Origin of the sequence: Parageobacillus sp. KH3-4 (genome assembly GCF_022846435.1) — a bacterium.
Classification (GTDB): domain Bacteria; phylum Bacillota; class Bacilli; order Bacillales; family Anoxybacillaceae; genus Parageobacillus; species Parageobacillus thermoglucosidasius_A.
In genome coordinates this window covers 1,795,181-1,812,688 of record NZ_AP025627.1, presented here as the reverse complement: position 1 = coordinate 1,812,688, position 17,508 = coordinate 1,795,181, and the positions used below count along the sequence as shown (strand labels likewise).

The 17,508-nt window shown below is 36.1% G+C and carries 15 protein-coding genes; 6 read left to right on the top strand and 9 right to left on the bottom strand.

Annotated elements, in window-relative coordinates:
• Positions 1–85: 85 nt before the first annotated feature.
• Positions 86–697, top strand: a complete 612-nt coding sequence (locus MWM02_RS09395) for a class I SAM-dependent methyltransferase (protein WP_244403540.1) — start codon at positions 86–88, stop codon at positions 695–697.
• Positions 698–703: 6 nt separating this feature from the next.
• Here the strand turns inward: MWM02_RS09395 and MWM02_RS09390 are convergent, their stop codons facing one another.
• The 9 genes from MWM02_RS09390 to MWM02_RS09350 form a co-directional block, all read right to left on the bottom strand.
• The gene (locus tag MWM02_RS09390) at positions 704–985 is read right to left on the bottom strand and encodes a hypothetical protein (RefSeq protein WP_244403539.1); all 282 of its coding nucleotides are present in this window, start codon (positions 983–985) and stop codon (positions 704–706) included.
• A 318-nt stretch (positions 986–1,303) separates the two neighbouring features.
• Complete coding sequence (locus MWM02_RS09385; RefSeq protein WP_244403538.1) at positions 1,304–1,771, bottom strand: GNAT family N-acetyltransferase; 468 nt, start codon at positions 1,769–1,771, stop codon at positions 1,304–1,306.
• A 703-nt stretch (positions 1,772–2,474) separates the two neighbouring features.
• Positions 2,475–3,677, bottom strand: a complete 1,203-nt coding sequence (locus MWM02_RS09380) for an MFS transporter (RefSeq protein ID WP_244403537.1) — start codon at positions 3,675–3,677, stop codon at positions 2,475–2,477.
• Positions 3,678–3,827: 150 nt separating this feature from the next.
• On the bottom strand, positions 3,828–4,829 hold the full coding sequence (locus MWM02_RS09375; RefSeq protein WP_244403536.1) for an aldo/keto reductase: 1,002 nt from the start codon (positions 4,827–4,829) through the stop codon (positions 3,828–3,830).
• A gap of 38 nt (positions 4,830–4,867) precedes the next feature.
• Positions 4,868–5,932: a bifunctional phosphoglucose/phosphomannose isomerase gene (locus MWM02_RS09370; RefSeq protein WP_244403535.1), complete on the bottom strand. Its 1,065-nt coding sequence runs from the start codon at positions 5,930–5,932 to the stop codon at positions 4,868–4,870.
• A gap of 21 nt (positions 5,933–5,953) precedes the next feature.
• The gene (locus MWM02_RS09365; protein WP_081260321.1) at positions 5,954–7,024 is read right to left on the bottom strand and encodes a bifunctional phosphoglucose/phosphomannose isomerase; all 1,071 of its coding nucleotides are present in this window, start codon (positions 7,022–7,024) and stop codon (positions 5,954–5,956) included.
• A complete protein-coding gene (locus tag MWM02_RS09360; RefSeq protein WP_244403534.1) occupies positions 7,021–7,956 on the bottom strand; it encodes a 6-phosphofructokinase in 936 nt (311 codons plus the stop codon). Before MWM02_RS09360 ends, MWM02_RS09365 begins: the two co-directional genes overlap by 4 nt.
• Entirely contained in the window at positions 7,953–8,744 is a 792-nt protein-coding gene (locus MWM02_RS09355; RefSeq protein WP_244403533.1) for a class II fructose-bisphosphate aldolase, read from the bottom strand. Before MWM02_RS09355 ends, MWM02_RS09360 begins: the two co-directional genes overlap by 4 nt.
• Before the next feature lie 56 nt (positions 8,745–8,800).
• A complete protein-coding gene (locus MWM02_RS09350) occupies positions 8,801–9,697 on the bottom strand; it encodes a Cof-type HAD-IIB family hydrolase (protein ID WP_244403532.1) in 897 nt (298 codons plus the stop codon).
• 278 nt (positions 9,698–9,975) lie between these two features.
• Between MWM02_RS09350 and MWM02_RS09345 the strand changes: the two genes are divergently transcribed.
• From MWM02_RS09345 to MWM02_RS09325, 5 genes are all read left to right on the top strand, one after another.
• Complete coding sequence (locus MWM02_RS09345) at positions 9,976–11,439, top strand: class I SAM-dependent methyltransferase (protein ID WP_244403531.1); 1,464 nt, start codon at positions 9,976–9,978, stop codon at positions 11,437–11,439.
• 153 nt (positions 11,440–11,592) lie between these two features.
• Positions 11,593–11,952 carry a winged helix-turn-helix domain-containing protein gene (locus MWM02_RS09340; protein WP_157778172.1) on the top strand — a complete coding sequence of 120 codons (360 nt, stop codon included), beginning with the start codon at positions 11,593–11,595 and terminating at the stop codon, positions 11,950–11,952.
• An 800-nt stretch (positions 11,953–12,752) separates the two neighbouring features.
• Positions 12,753–13,190, top strand: a complete 438-nt coding sequence (locus tag MWM02_RS09335; protein ID WP_157778171.1) for an MFS transporter — start codon at positions 12,753–12,755, stop codon at positions 13,188–13,190.
• A 278-nt stretch (positions 13,191–13,468) separates the two neighbouring features.
• Complete coding sequence (locus tag MWM02_RS09330) at positions 13,469–14,326, top strand: oxidoreductase (RefSeq protein ID WP_244403530.1); 858 nt, start codon at positions 13,469–13,471, stop codon at positions 14,324–14,326.
• A gap of 1,066 nt (positions 14,327–15,392) precedes the next feature.
• Positions 15,393–16,556, top strand: coding sequence for an MFS transporter (locus tag MWM02_RS09325; protein WP_346015947.1), 1,164 nt, complete (start codon positions 15,393–15,395; stop codon positions 16,554–16,556).
• Positions 16,557–17,508 lie beyond the last annotated feature (952 nt).

Sequence of the window (17,508 nt, the reverse complement as noted above, 5' to 3'; positions counted from 1 at the left end):
AGTGTAACAAAAAATAGAAACAATTCGTTCATTATACCGTATTGAAAGGTAGTAATAAGTATAAGGATCAGGAGGTAATTGGTTCATGGAGAAAACGCAATTGATACAAAAATTCAATAAACAGGCTGCCAAATATGCAAAAAAACGTAAAAAACAAGAACAAAATAAATGGAGAAAGCAAATTTTCCAGTCAGTTAAAGGAAAAACTCTAGAGGTGGCTGTTGGAGCGGGGATGAATTTCGCCTTTTATCCTAAAGACATTGAGTACATAGGTGTAGATTTCAGCCCCCAAATGATTGAACAAGCTAAAGAAGCAGCAAGAGAATATGGGATTAATGCTAAATTTATCATATCTGATGTGGAAAGTCTTAACTTCCCTGAGAATTCCTTTGATACCATTGTATCATCGGGTTCTTTATGTAGTTATGAAGATCCAGTCCATGTTCTAAATCTTTTTAATCAATGGTGTAAGGAAGACGGCCAGATATTACTTATGGAGCATGGATTATTTTCTGTCCCTGCACTGGCTTGGCTCCAAAAGAAACTTGATAATTTTGCCGTTAAAGCTATTGGATGCCATCAAAATCGGGATATCTTAGATATAGTCAAGCAATCCAATTTGATAATTAACAAGCATGAACGTGCATTCTTGGGATATCTTTATTTAATCTGGGCAAATCCGCAAAAGATACAATAGTATAATTTAGGAGTTAATTAGCGTCTTTTTATAGGTGGTCTTAATTCTTCCAAATACAAAGTTATTCCTTGGATATGTTGTTTTGCTGTTTCCTGCTATGAAACCAATTGGAGTTTCATTGTTTTTCCAAAAAAATCCCGCAAATTTAGGAGCATGAAACAAATCCGTAAGCCTTTCTTTAGCAGTTTCATACGTCCAACTTTCATTCCAAGGCTCACTATTAAAAACTTTAAATTCGATACATTGTTTCAAATTATCTGTTGTAATTGGTACAACTGTTTCTGTCACCAAAAGTTCCTTCTTCCAATATAATTCTTCAACTACCCTTCCCTTAGCCAAACATGAAACAAGTTTCACCACAGATGATGGGAGTTCATTCGTTCTTCCATGAGAGACAACCATATCGCATCTATGCTCACCCCATCAGAAGGATGAAAATAAAATATATGTCGATACTGTTCTTATGGCTTAAGTCAAAGAGCGTTTAGTATTGCCATTTTGGGTTTAGAAATTTTCATGATAGACCTCCATGCCATGATATGACACCAACAAATGATGAAAACACAAATTTTCGGGACAGTTGAATTAGTAAATTCATTTTCTAACCTAAATAGATAATTCCCATTTTTCTTCTATAAGTTCTTTGTTAGACAAATTTCGTATTCGAGTCTCTTTTAGTTGGAACCCATTTTTCTCATAAATACGTCTTGCTGTTTTAAGTTCACTATTTGTCCAAAGTATGACAGCCTGGTAGCCTTTTTCTTTACAAAAAGCAATTGCGGTTTGTAACAATTGCTTTCCATAACCAGAACCTCTTAGATCAGGTTCAACAAGAAATAATCCTAACTGAGCAACTTTGTCATTCACTTTTTTAATACTTATTGAACCTTTTGGCTCTCCTTCAATTTCTAAAATCCAAATATTTTCTTTGCTGTCAGACCTTTTTATAAAACCATTCACACTTTCTGCAATGAAATCCCGGAAAGACAAGTCGTACTGGTATTCTCTATTGTATATCTTATAATGTGAGTTAATTATGTAATCTGCGTCCTCTAATTTAAACATGCGTATCATTATATCACCATTTTCCTTTATTTCACATTAAAGGTTACCTTCTTCAATGAACCTGCCCCGTTCATATTAGTAGAAACTGAACGAACTTTTGTTTTAAAAGTGATGTAGAACGAAGATCAGTAAATCCTGAAATATCATCACCGATATTTCGTGTTAGTCAAGCCGGCTCCTTATTAAGCTTATACAGATGCTAAGCTGTTAAAATGAAAGCAGCTCAGTGCATACTTCTATATGTAATTGTATAATTGCTTGTTAATAAGCGGTTTCTTCCTCAAACAGTACAGGAGATAATCCTCTGGTTTCAATTGCGGAATATTCCAAAGTTATTCTCCTTGCACGATTGTCCCACTTATCGTTTTAGGAAGTCTTAGTGATCCCTGTGACCTTTCTTTAAAGGAAAAGATAAAAGGATTACTATTTGTTCCTGCACCAATGATGACGCTCAAATCCTTTGGAGAATATAAAACCGTATGCAACGTACCAAAAAAATTTTTGTAATCATCGAAAAATAAAGGTGATTTTTCGCTATTAAAGTGATGAAAAGCAGACAACAGTGCAACAAAATACCATTTGAAGACACTAAACCTAAATTGTATTCCAACATGTAATCCGAATACCTAAAAAAGTAAATTTCATTTAGAGGCTATAAAAAACAGACATTGGCAAGGTTTGACTTTCCCATTATTATGGTTAACCCCGCTTGTTACAATTGTTTTTGGTGATTAACGGTTTCATTGGCTTTATTATCCTTAAATTTTAAAAGACCCATAGCAGTAAGAATGAGAAACATAACGGATGTAAATCCTATTAAAACCCATATACTATACTCGGATTCTAAACGATCCATACTCCATCCCATGAGTAAAGGAAGAACTGCTCCCCCAATTCCGCCTGAAGCAATTAGATTACTTGTTGTTCGCTTCGTAGTTCCAGGAAACACCTTATCCGCAAAAACAAGCGTTATGGAAAAAATCCCAGACAAGAAAAGTCCAACCAGAAAAACAAGAAGAAAAATAATCAAGGTATTTTTTACCACAGAAATATTAGCAATAAAGATAAGAGCTCCTAAATTGCTAAAAAAAAGAAACCGGTAATACTTAATCTTTTCAGCAAGGACACCAGCAAAAATTCGTCCAATGACCATAGCAACCCAAAATAAAGTAACACTGAGCCCTGCTACGTAACTACTTATCTCTATTTGTTTGATTAATATAGATGGAAGAAAATTAATAATACTTGTCTCAATGCCGACATAAAGGAACAGGAAACACATGAAAAACATAAGGCGAAAAATCGCCCTCTTATCATAAGAGTTTACCGTAGGAAATCCATCCTTGTTTTTAGGAGTTGGAACTAAAGTATCGACTTTCCGAAAAGATTCGTGACTCCAAATTATAGTCATAATAAGTGCAAAAAAACCAACTATCATAAATGAAGCAGACCATGCTCCTTTTACTATTAAAACACTTGATAATATTGGCATCAATAAAGCACCAATGCCAAACGAAACCTCAAGCCGGCTCATTATAACTGCCTTTTGATCTTCTTTAGATTCGAGCAGCATCGTTCCGACTGCAGTTTGTGTCACCCCGAATCCAAATCCGTTAAAGGCCGCAAACATTAAAACAAGATACCAAAGAGGGCGCAAAAAGAACAAGCTATGGACAAAAAACAAAATAATGAAGGCAAATAAAATCGTTTTCCAGTAACCTAACCGTTGTGACAATGACGGTGTGATTAACACACCAATTAAGAAGCCAGCAAATTGTAAAAAAACAAGCTTTCCGCCATCGCTATAATTTTGTCCATAAAATCTAAGCAATTCTGGTAACAGAGCACCAAAAATAACTGTCGCAAACCCAACTAATAAATAAGAGAAGATTGCTACCCACTCCAAACGTTTCAAAGTCCTAATCACCTCCCCTACAATCATGAGCTTTAAAACATGATAACGAGGATTCTTATGGAGTTATATTATGTAGTTGATGAAATTATACCATATTAATTGCTTTTAGTTAGCTCACAAGGAGATGACTAGTTTACGTTCTCTTAATGATTATCTTAAAGAAGAACGGGCAGGTGGTCCTGGATTCTTTTTCGGCGGCAAAGGCTTAGTTACTTTTTCATTTATAATCTGCTGTATTTTTTCTAGCTCTTCTTTTGAGAGCTCCCATCCTTCAGTTCCTAATATATCATTCAACTGTTCCGGACGCCGAGCTCCCCACAAGACAATGGTTACACCTTTTTGTTGTAAAGCCCATCGTACTGCCAGTTGAGCAACAGACTTATCTCTTGAGGCAGCTAGTTTTTTTAGTTCATCAACAGCAGCTAAAAATTGAAGAAAATATTCTCCGCGGAACATTGGCTTATAAAAGCGATGATCATCTTCTGGAAATGTAGTTTCAGAGTTGAACTTTCCTGTTAACAAACCATATGCCAGCGTTCCATATGTTATGGTATCGATTTTATGTTCATAGCAATAGGCAAAGTCAGTATTGAGTAAATGCTGTTGGAATAAATTGAGCTGTAGCTGATTGGAATGTAAAGGTGCAACTTTTCTCCATCTTTCCATTTGTTCTGCATTGAAGTTACTTACTCCAATAGCTCGAATCTTCCCTTGTTCATACAGATCGTATAAAGCTTCGGCTGTTTCTTCTAAAGGAGTATCAGGATCTGGCCAGTGAACTTGGTAAAGATCAATATATTCTGTACGTAAACGTCTTAAACTATCGTCTATTTCCTGAAATATTCGTTTACGGGTTGAATTACGCCATATTTTATGTGGGCTTTCCCATTCTAAGCCCACTTTCGTTGCAATAATCAGCTTTTCTCGATTACCGTGTTCAGCGATGGCTCTTCCTACAATTTCTTCTGCAAGCCCAAATCCATATTGTGGTGCAGTATCTACGAGATTAATTCCTAAGTCGAAGGCAGTGCGAAGTGTGTGTATAGATCTGGTTTCATCTGTTCCCCCCCACATCCAACCTCCGATAGCCCAAGTACCTAAGCCTATACGAGAAACTTTATTATCGAAGTTGCCAAATTTGATTTTTTCCATCTTTGGCCCTCCAAAGTCATTCACAACAAGTATATGAGTCAAGTAATCAATTGCTTTTTGATATAATGAATATATTTAATCTCTGTTGGATCAAATCCGTATAGAATAGCCAAATAGGCTGATGCAAAATCGCTGAACGAAAGTAATGATATTAGTTTCCCCAGACTAGTGTTGCCTTGAGCGGTAATCTTTGTAACACTGTTTACGGAAAAGTCGTAGAGCTCATGAATCTTAGATATTTGTTCCAGTATGTGAGATGATTCATTTCCTTCTAGAAGATGAATTACATGAATATTCTTCAGGAACTCATCCGGCATCTCTAAGCCTGTAACTTCATAAAGATTGAGTTCTGGAAATGAGTTCCAATATGCTAAAGCTTTACTGTTCTCATTAATTTGTTGCTTCCAACGAAGAGTCACTGATTCTAGCTTTTTCGTACTGGTCAAGAACATCGGGACATGCCCGTAAATTTCAAATGCAACCTGTTTTGCTGGATTTTGTTTGTAAGGTATGTTAAATCCAAGCTGATTTTTCAACTTTCTCAAAGTGGCAATCGCATCGGTGTATTGATCGTGCATATAAGGCAAAAAGCCTAGTCTTTCCATCAAGACTAACAAAGGAAAAAACATATACCCGATAGCTGCTCTAGGCTGTAAGTTGGCAGGTATTATACAAGTCGTATTTCCATCTTCTTCAGACATTTTCTTCAGTTGTCCCCCCGAAGAAAGCGTAATAATTTGGGCACCGATTGATTTAGCTCGATTGTAAACACTCAATGTTTCCTCTGAGTTTCCAGAATAGCTGATAGCAAATACCAATGTTTCAGGACCTACAAATTTTGGAAGAGAATAATCACGATTAGTTAAAACAGGGGTTGAGGAAAGATCCAACATAAAATCTTTTACCAAATCTCCAACAATGGCCGACCCACCGACTCCTGAGAACAAAATATTCTTAACCTTGCTTGGGTCTACTTTTAATTCAGTAGCATATCCTATTTCAATGGCATGCTCGCATTGTTTATCCATATTTTCAATAATAGAAATCATTCCAAGTGGATCAAGAACATTTAAAAGATCGGGATTATCCAAACAGTGTTTCAATGAAACTTCCTCCAAACTAGACTAGTGTTTTCTCTTTAAATACCGGATATATTTGATTGGCGTAGGATCAACTCCGTACATACAAGCAAGGTAAACACTAACATGATCTCCTAAAGTGAGTAGTGAGAATATCTCTCCAAGTAAGGTATTGCCCACTGGATTAACTTCAGTAATTCCTTGAACACGACCTGCGAGAATATCCTGGGTAATAGTCATTCTTTTTTGAACCTGTGGATGGTCTTTAGTTGAACGTAGTATAACTATATGCATTTGTTTTACAGCATTAACCGGAGCTTCAAACCCAACGATTTCATTGTGATTCAGTTCTGGGAACGAGTTCCAAAAAGCAGCTGACTTTGCGTTCTCGTTAAACTGCTGTTTCCATCTCATTGCAATTGCTTCAGTTGTACCTGTAGTTCCCCATATTAATGGAACATGACCATATAACGAATCCGCCAGCTGCTTGGCCTTGTTTTGCTCGATAGGTACATCTTTCCCTAGCTTTTTTCGCATAATACTTAACGTTGTGATAGCATCCTGAATATCATCATCAATATTTGAAATTAGCCCAAGTCGTTGTAAAACTATTAATATTGGGAAGAAAAGAAACCCTATCGATGCCCTAGCCGTTGGAGCTAACGGCGTCCGTCCTTCATATTGAAGCACCACTTGTCCGTCTTCATGTGCCTTTTTAATAAGATCTCCCCCTCCGGAAACAACTACTATTTTGGCGCCGATTTCCTTTGCCTGATCATAGATAGCTAGCTGTTCTTCTGTATTTCCGGAATTACTACTAATACATACGAGAGTTTCCTTACTAACGAAGCGAGGCAAGGAATAATCTCGACAAGTAAAAAGCGGTACAGTAGATTTGCTAGATAAGTATGTACGCAATAGCTCTCCTCCAATAGCAGAACCACCTACTCCCGCAAAAACTACATTACTAATGGTGGAACCATCAAAATTAAGTGTGGCATTTCGGCCAATTTCAACTGCCTGGGTACATTGTTCATCTAGCCTTTGTATAGTTGATAACATTCCGGATGGGTCAAGAACATCAAGTAACGCAGAGTTATCAAGTCTGTGCTTCAATTATATTCACCTCTCTGCACATTTTCGGTTATTTCTGGGATCTTGTGAGGTAATAAATTAAGCGTTTCAAAAGATAAATGGGAAAAATTATTGCCTTGTTTAACAACCGAGATCCCGAAATTTCTTTCATTGATGCTTTTTTCGACATATTCGGAAAACCTACGTGCCATCTCTATATCCCGAAATGTCGGTGTACAACCACGTGCAATATGTCCTGGTCTACAAAAGCGTATCCGGTGATTACAAAACTCTTCTAACTGATGTACTGTTTTTTCCGACTCAATCCCCTCACTAACTACAGCTATTGCAAAGCCTTTTGAGCAAACTACTCTTTCCAATTTTGCAGCTACTTCTATAGTTTTAAAAGGTAATTCGGGAATTAGAACAATATCAGCATTTAAACTGCTACCAACAGCAGTTGCTAAAAAACCCGTAGAACCTCCCAGAGTTTCCAAAATAAAAATTCGTTCTCTCAATGAAGTTCCTGTTTTTAGAAGATAATCATACATTGTTAAGTAAAAATTACAAGCTGAATCAAAACCTATAGAATAGTCGGTACCGGGCACATCATTGTCAATAGTACATGGTATTCCAATGACAGAAACGTATTGGTTAAGTTCTCTACAGATATATCGTAGAGAACCATCTCCACCTAATACAATTAACACATCAATTTCGGGTGCAAATGTTTTCAATTTTGCTCTAAACTCCTCATCCTTAACTCTAGAAGTACCTATGATCGTACCTCCTGCTCGTAAATTACTGTATAGATCATCTGCAGTAAGCTGCACTATTTCACCATTAAATAATCCTGCAACTCCATTTTTGTAGAAGGTGATATGATGATCTTTTGACAGCCTTGCCCACAAGTGGTAAAGAACTGCATTCATTCCTGGCGCATCTCCACCACTGGTAATGATGCCGATTTTCATATCGAAATTTTCTCTCCCCTATACACGATCTTTAATTTATGTTCAAGCACCCGTTTCATTGCTTCTTTCGCGTCCAATAAAGCTTTTCTATGATCCACATTTGAATGACCTTTAAAGTTAACTAAAGTGTCATAATAAGGTACACGAATATCCGGTCCAATATTTATTTTACGGATACCATTTTTCATAGCTTGTATGAGCTCTTCATCATTAAGGAAATCAGCTCCATGCAGCACAAGAGGCTTGCCAGTAGCTTTAGATAATTCCTTTATTAATGCTTGATTGAGTTTTTGCTTTTCACCAAAGCCATGAACATTTCCGACTGATACAGCTAGATAATCTACATCCGTTTCCTGAACAAAATATTTAGCATCTTCCACATTTGTGTAACATGTTTCATTCCATTCCTGTAAACTATCTGGAACGATCCCAATTTCACCTTCTACTTGAAAACCAATTTTTTTCCCAAGTTCAACCACTTGTTTTGTAAATTTTATGTTCTCTTCTAAATCTTTTTTTGACCCATCTGCCATAACAATATCAAACGGAGCCATTTCTACACACTTTTGAATATAATCAAGCTCAGTTGCATGATCCAATTGCAAAAGAATATTTGGCTTCTTCTTTTTTGCTACCTCAAAAAGGCTTACTAAGTACTCCAGCCCAGCGAACTTAATTGCAGCCTTACTTACGTTAAAAATGATTGGATCTTTCACATTAATTGATGATTCTACAATAGCCTGAACATCAATCATGTCATTAATATTAATTGCAAGGATATTTTCCATATTAAAACCTCCTCTTTTTTAAAAATTAAAAATAGACTAAACAGAATAAAATTATCCTAAACATTGTTGAAATTACATCTTTTTTCACCTTCTTTAAAATCCAGAAATGAATCTAAAGCGTAAGCGACTCCATCTTCATCATTTGATTTAGTGGTAAACATGCACTGGCTTTTAATTATCTCTTCAGCGTTTCCCATTGCAATACTGACACCAGCGACTCTAAACATAGAAACGTCATTATAACTATCACCAATCGCAACAGTTTCTGACATAGGTATTTGATAGTATTCTGCAGCTTTAATTAAACTCGCTCCTTTTTGAGCTAACTCATTTGTCACTTCGATGTTGTAATCAGAAGATCCGCTAATCGCTATCCCATTCAAAGCTTTCAGTTTTGATTTCACTTTGCTCAATTTGTTTTGATCAAATGAGAAAGCTAAAATTTTGTAATATCTGTGATCTTTGTTAACAAAAACAGATGAGAAATTGTCAATATTTACAACACCCGCTTGAAGAAACTGTTTCTGTGCAATATTCCACAAATGATCTTCATTTATTTGCAGTACTGATTTTTTTAGTCTATCTAGCTCAATTAACAATTTATCCTTTCCTCCATTAAGACGATATGTTGCTACATTAGTATAAATTTCACAATATAAATCCTCCTCTTGTAGCAACGATATAATCTGTTCCACTGTCGAACAATTCATAGTACAATCAAAAATACGTTCCCCATCCTCGTTGTATAGAATTGCACCGTTAACACTTAAAATAGGACATCGGAGTCCTGACTCCTGAATAATCTTTAAAGCATCTAAATAAGCTCTTCCAGTTGCAATGATCACAATATGGCCTTTTCTCTGGACCCTCTTAATTGCTTTAACTGTTTTCTTACTAATAACTAAATTCTCATTTAGTAATGTTCCATCCATATCAATCGCTATTAGTTTCATCTCTTGTTCCCCTAATCCAGAATTATCTTTCAATAAAAAATTATCAAATTTTTATCGTCGAAAACCTTACAGTTCATTAAGATAACCAGGACTTTATACCTATTTATGATCTACTGTATAGATAAAACAAATAGTTCTTTTTTACACAGACTAAAGCCTATTTTTTGAAACAATTCATTTATATGTAAATTATATACTTGCCATGTCTACAATCTGGAAATTAAAATTAAGTTGAGGAATTACTGATTAATCAAAAGTTTCAGGAAGGTGAGAAGCAAGTGAATTTTTTCCCAGATTTAACAGTTGAACTTCGAGATTTTTGTAAATCTAGATTAGCGATAAGTCCCTGGTTAATCGAAACAGGTGATCGATTTGATCCAGCAATTTTTGAAATTTTAGATTTAGAAGCACGGGAATACGCCGCCTCAAATATTTTTGAAAAAGACAGAATTAAAATTTTTGGAACCCTTCCAATCCCTGAGAGATTGTTTCGAACAGCGCTTTATGAAATCATGTCATCTACCGCAGTATTATTAGCACATGAACAAACAGGACAATTAGAAGTAAATGAGGAACATGCGAAAACAGCTATCCAAATGGTCAACAATTTTATTCAGAAATACGATTTTGCCACTCTCCTGCAAATTTATGGGCTCGTAACGAGTTACGAAAACCAAAATGCTTTAGCTTATTACGGCTTGATGCCCGAAAGAGAGTTTTTACTTGGAAGTTGGCACAGACCTTGGATTGATTACAACTTATCTGATGAATTGTTGCTTGGTGTTTTAATGGGAAACTATCAAATTGTGATCAAAGAAGGCCGCCGTTATGTGAAGTTGACTGACCAAGGACAAGAAAATCTCAAAAATACAAAAAAAATATTAAAAGAATCTGGGTTTCTTGCTCATCGTTTGGACATGCTGCATCTCTTTCAATTCAATCTTTTTGATGATTTCGAGAAGTTAGCTGAGGAACTATGGCCAGAATCTATGATGCTAAGAAGGAGTTTCATCGACTTTGCCGGGATCAAACCAGGCATGAAAGTACTGGAACTTGGTTGTGCAAACGGCTTACTTACTTTTGAAGGTGGATTAGCCGACCGTGTTGGACCTGAAGGCCGAGTCATATCCATTGATCCTTCGCCTGCTATGATTGCAAGAGCGGAAGCGAAGCGTAAAGAATTAGGCATTGATTGGGTAGAATTTTATCAGGGAAAAGCAGAAGAATTACCGTTTGAAGATGAAAGTTTTGATGCAGTAATTGGTTTTGCTTTTTTACATTTTACAGATTGCAAATCTGCTCTAGAAGAAATGCGTAGAGTCACACGTTATGGTGGAACAATAGCGAGCTTTCATCCACTGAAAGTAAACTTGAATGTACCTTTTTTCCAAGAATGGTTTTCCCCGATTTTGGAACTTGCTGCCAAAAGAAAAGAGCCGCCTAAAGATTTCCTGTTTCATCCTGAAGAAGTACCTGAACACTTTAGAAGGGTAGGTCTTAAGCAAGTACAGCACGAGGAGATTATCTCACCTGCACCTTTTTATCAGCCTGAAAAAGTAGTTCAGCACTATGTGCAAGGGTTAGGCTGGTTTCAAGAAGAACTAGGAGAACTTCCTTGGCGAGCACGTCAAGAGATCATTGAAACTCTTAAAAAAAGAGGGCGTGAAGTTTGTAACAAATTTCCAAAAGAAGAGCTGTTTATGAGATGGCCGGCACAAAGAGTTAAAGCACAAAGATGTTAGATATTAAAAAAACATACCTAAATATGAAATGTTTATAAATCTGGAGACTCAAATCAATAGGAGTTAAAGTAAAAACTCATGTGCCAATAAGTTGCAATTTTAAGTTAGAAAAACCCCTTTTCTCTATATACCTCAAAAAGGGATGCGATTCATTTGGATAAATTTGGTTACAAACAACACTATATCTACTTAGATAAAGATTGTTATTTAGACGTCAGCCAAGAAGTACTAGTTAAAAGAGGATTACGTATCCATTTTTCAAGAATTCAATTTCGCATTTTAGAACGTCTTGCTCAGGATATTTGCAGACCCGTTTCAAGCGAAGAAATAATTGCATATGCATGGGGGCCACATTCACTAGTAAGCAAAGACGAATTATATGTATACATCAATCGTATTAGAAATCGGCTGGAAGATAACCCTAAAAAACCAAAATATTTGTTATCGGTTCGTGGCTATGGCTATATATTGTTTCAAAGAGTAAAAGATACAGACCTGTTGAAAAAGCATTAAACAAGCTGTGAACTTCGACTTTATCTTATCTAAAAATGCTTGAATCTGACTTCCACTTTTGGAACATCCAAACCAACAACTGAATTTTATTTTTGTTTAATGCAAAATACAAGATAAAAATTATGCACTAAACTGGAAACAAAACAGGTCAGTTTTCTCATAAAATATAATTTTAGAGACACAGCTTTACATGGAGTGGCGTGCATGATAGCTGGTTGCCTCTGCGAACTCTTTTTGTGATGCGTCCTTCGCAAAAGAATTCATACACGCAGAGGCTCCATGTCAAGCCTTATAAGGAAAGATAATTTATATTGGTATGTGGATTATATTTACTTTTATGGAACTTAAATTTATTTTTGGTCTGCCCACATCAAAACGGTTCTCGACAAAACGTTTAATGTTTCTAAATATCAGACATGAATTCTCACCTCCTGCAAATAAACGAATATTATTAATATTTCGCAAATTAACTGAAATACATAATTAAATAATCTTTAATAAGGAGTGGAGCCAATGTGATACTCCCCTTTTTTTGCCGATTAAAAAACTAAATAAAAGGGAGTTACTTCATTGAAAAATAAGTCCTTTTACTTATTAGCGACTGGACAGACGTTGGCAAATGCAGGTGATGTTTTTATATCCTAGTTCTGATCTCCATTATTTACAAAGAAACACAATCCGTTTTTTACATCTCGTTTGTCCCTCTTATCAATATGGTTTCTGGAACAATTAGTAGTATATTGGCTCCTTTCATAATTGATAAATATAACTTAAAAAGAATACTAAGTTTATTCTCAGTTATGCAAAACGATGATACTTTTAATAATTACACTTTATGCTTCATATTTCATGTCAGACCAAACCATTCATATTATCTATCTATTTGTTTTTTAGATGGTTGGGCAAACCCTGCTAGCGGTGCATTGTTGCCGATACTAGTTCCTGATGACAAGCTGACGAAGGCGAACAGCCTTCTATCAACTTTAAGCCAATGCGTTCAATTAGGCGGTTGGGCTGTAGGGGGTATTTTAGCAGCTTTCCTCCATTCGATTGGTTTATTTTGGTTGACTTTTTGGCTATATGCCCTATCAACGATAATGACGGCATTGATTAACGATTTGGCGAAAACGGAGATTCCAACGGATTCATCAAACAGCGGCAATAAAATTTTAACAATGCTTGAAGGCTGGAACATTATTGTTAAAAATAAAACCTTATTAACCATCCATTCTACATGAAGTATCTGTTGCAAAACACCAAAAAAGGCTGAACAGGAACAGTTTCTTTAGGAAATCCGCCTGTAATTCTGTGTGATAATAAGCATTCGTGATCAAGCGCAACGAGTATTTTTTCTTTACAAATGGAGAACGCTTCTGAAAGTCACCATCGTTGAAAAAGAATCCACTACTGTGGTTAGCGGACTCTTCATCTTTTTGAGAGCTCTTTATACAACAATATAGCGGATTTTAATAACCATTGATTTGCTAGAAATAATTAATTAATCGGAGGGAATCTTGTGAATCAGACTTTTGACAAACAACCTGTTGCATTTGTTACAGGAGCTTCAAGCGGCTTTGGCTTGCTGACAAGTGTGGCACTTGCCGGCGAAGGCTACCGCGTGCTGGCCTCAATGAGAAACTTGAAGAACAGAGGGCGGCTGGAAGCGGCGGCTAAAGAAGCGGGTGTCACGGATCGGATTGAGATTATCCAATTGGATGTAACCGATTTTTCTACCGTGGAAACTGTGATTCAGGATGTGATTCGCCGTTACGGACGAATTGATCTGTTGGTGAACAATGCAGGTTATGCAGCGGGTGGCTTCACGGAGGAACTTGCTATTGAAGAATGGCGGCGGCAATTTGAAACGAATTTTTTCGGTTTGGTGGCAGTAACGAAAGCTGTTTTGCCGTCGATGCGGGAACGCAGAAGCGGCAAGATTGTGAATATAAGCAGTATCAGCGGACGAATCGGATTCCCTTCTATGGGACCGTATGTGGCATCCAAGTTTGCGGTGGAAGGATTCAGCGAATCTTTGCGTTTAGAGATGATGCCGTATGGCGTTCATGTAGTTTTGATTGAACCTGGATCCTATAAAACGGATATCTGGTCAAAAGGGCTGGGAGCGGTAACGATCCATCCGAATTCTCCTTATGTGAAAGAGATGGAGGCAATTTTGAAATATGTCAACCAGATTGCCGATACGGCACCTGCTCCGGATGAAGTGATCCGACAGATTGTGCAAGTGGCAAAGTCACCCTCACCGAAATTGCGGTATCCGGTTGGCAAAGGCGTGAAGTTAGGAATTGTCTTAAAAAATATGCTGCCGTGGAAGTGGTGGGAGCGGATGGTGGCAAAACGGCTATGGAAAAGATAGGATGCTAGGACTTTAGTTAAAAATATGGAGGCGGAGAGATGGAGTTTACGGTTCACAGTAAAAATTATAGTTCGACGATATTTTTTGTTGCTTCACTATGGGGTTCGATAGTTCAACTAACCGCTCTTATTATAGAGCGTTTTTTCTTTTGGTCGAAAATCAACAACAAACGATAACAAGGGACTATTTTAAAAAGCCAACTTCTTTATGCAACGGTTTCTATCGAAAAGTAAATTCTTATGTAAGGAGAGCTGCTATTGGAGTAATTTGAAAAAAAACGAGCAAGGGCTCCCATAGCATTATCTTTTAGAATTAAAACAACCAAATAAATGAACTGCACTAAAAAATAACTAATTAAAGCTGTCAAGCTTCCAAATAGTGTTTGGGCTAATTAATTCCCTTCTATTATGTTATAATGACAAAATTCACCTTTATTCCGACTATTCTACTTCGTTACTTAAATAAAAGAAAATATCCCCACCTCTAGTAATATCTTATTTTTCACTCCTAGCTTCTTCTTTCGCTATTTTCATCTGAAAGTCCTTTGAATGTTGGTATGTGCTATTTTTGATCGATTATTTAGAACATAGTTTTATTTTACATAAATCCCCAATCAAGTGTAAATGAACATCATTCCTGTTAATTCGCAACATTTAAGCTTTGGTATTTATTTTGTGTCTGCGAATTATCATTATATCATCGGTCTTTGATTATCAGAGGAAGAGTATCGAACAATTGGAGCATAGGAGCGGCTTTTTAATCTACAGTAACAAGAGGGGCCCGAAAGACCACTTTTAGGACACCCTCTTCATTAAAGAAGGAATTTGAGGATGAGATGTAGAAATCGAGGCAAGTATAGTTACACATAATTAGTCCTTATTGTCAAAACAGAAAAATTTATTTTCGAGTTAGAAGCATAAATGCATTTCTTTTGTTTACATTAATATTCTTAACAGCTATTTATTCCAATTAATCCATACAAATTTTTAGGGAGAGGATTTTCTGTGTGGAAAAATCAAAATTTACTTATTCTTCTTGGGGGGTTATTTATTGCTGAACTTGGTATCTGGTTTGGCGTTATAGGAATGCTGGAGTTTTTACAACAGCACGTTCATTCATTTTTTCTTCAATCAGTAATTTTAGTTTCCGGAATTTTGTTCAGCATAGTTATTGGCCCTTTTGCCGGAAAAGTGGTCGACCAGACATCCAAAAAACTGTTATATTTTGGGTATCTATTATGCGGATTATCGCGGTATGTGCAATGTTTATTGCAATTTGGCAAGAAAATTTTATGTGGGTTTTTATGTACAGTATATTGATTGGAGGAGCGGCAGCCTTTTATTTTCCCGCTGTTCAATCTTCGATTCCAAAAGTTACACAACCAGAACACTTAGTAAAGGCAAATGCACTAAACTTTAACCTTGTCACGCTAGCAAGAACATTTGGGGCTGTTCTAGCCGGAATTTTGCTTGCATATGTTTCTGTAGCTACTTTGTTTATAATCGCCATTATTGCCTATTTCCTCTTACTAATGTCTACATTATTTTTACGTATAGAGGAACCTTCCATAACCAGTCGTCATTCATCAGAACAAACAAGTCACAATATAAAAGGTCATCGATCATTTCGTGAAATATTGTCGGTAATTAATCGTCTCCCTATAATTAAGATGATTCTGATCTTAACGGTTTTTCCATTTATTTTTATTGGCGGATTTAATCTGATGGTGATCAATATAAGTCAATTGCAAGATTCATCTTTGATTAAAGGGTTGTTGTACGGAGCAGAAGGTTTATCCATTTTTATTGCTGGTTTAACCGTGAGTCGGCTCAAGAAAGGCAAAAATTCCGTCGCATTATTATTGATATCATGCCTTCTCATTGGTGTTACCCAAATGTCTTTATTCTTAGCAGAATGGGGATGGCTTCCTATTGTTTCCTTTGCTCTATTCGGTTATGTTGTTGGTATTTTCATGCCCTTATCCAATACGGTATGCCAAGAATTAATTCCAGACGAATACCTAGGAAGGTTTTTCTCTTTGAGAAGGATGCTGGAAAGTTTTGTTCAACAGACTTCTGTATTGTGCACAGGAGCATTATTTGATTGGATAGGGTTTCATTGGACCGTTATTTTACTTGGTTTATTAACATTTACAATTGTTGGTTTACTATGTATAAGACAACTGTATGAACCGATTCATTATATACAGGAAACAAAAATTGATCAATAGAAAAAAGGGGTTTTTATGAAGTTTTTGAAAAAGACAAATCAAGGGAGCCTGTTGTATTAAGCTGTTAACTTAACTTCAACAAATAGAAATTAAGCTTAAAAGGAACCTTTATCTTTTATAGATTCTTTTCTAAGATTGTTGCTTTTAGAAAAGGGGTTTTACACTCTCGATGCAATTAAATGGTAATCTTTATAGCTAAATAAGACTTCCACCAACATTTTTTATGAGAGAACAAAATATCGAATTATGAGGCAACTACCAAAGAAAATTCTGTCACCAACCAATTATAAATCTATGTCGGTGTAGAAATGGAAAAATTTTGTATTGATAAGAGTATTTAAATATTGAAAATGATTGAAAAACAAAAGATAATTCGGTAAATTGTTTTTGGATGGCCGGCTGAGACAACGTCTGCAGATTCATAAATATGTTCAAAGGACTAGTGAAAAACGATTTTTTTACAGAGTATCTTTTACTGGTTTTAGGGAGGCCCATTCAAAGATGAAATCTAAGTTTGAATTCTTTCTTCCAGGAATAATTGTGGCACTTGTACCAATAATCAAATCACTATTCTTAGTCTGATTGCAATTTATTGTTTTTGAAAAGGAGAGAAGGAAATTTTGAAAAGTACATCCGTTTCTTGGTGGTTGGTATACGTTATTTAGTGTATTAAAAAGCATTTTTGATTATTATTTTAAAGATGATGATGAATAAAATCGGGACGTACTCATGATAGTGAGCTGCGTTCCATCCATGCGCTCAAATCCCTTTTCATTATCTAACGACGGAAACTGAAGATAAAAACGGTGAACGCTACTTCTATCGTAACGTATTCGCAAAGAACGAGACTCATAAAGAAAAAGAAACCGCAAACCGGCGTGTTAAAAAAATAGCAGTGTGCTCTTGAAAGGACCAGAAATTAAAGAATTTCTGGATTTTCTAAATATGAAAA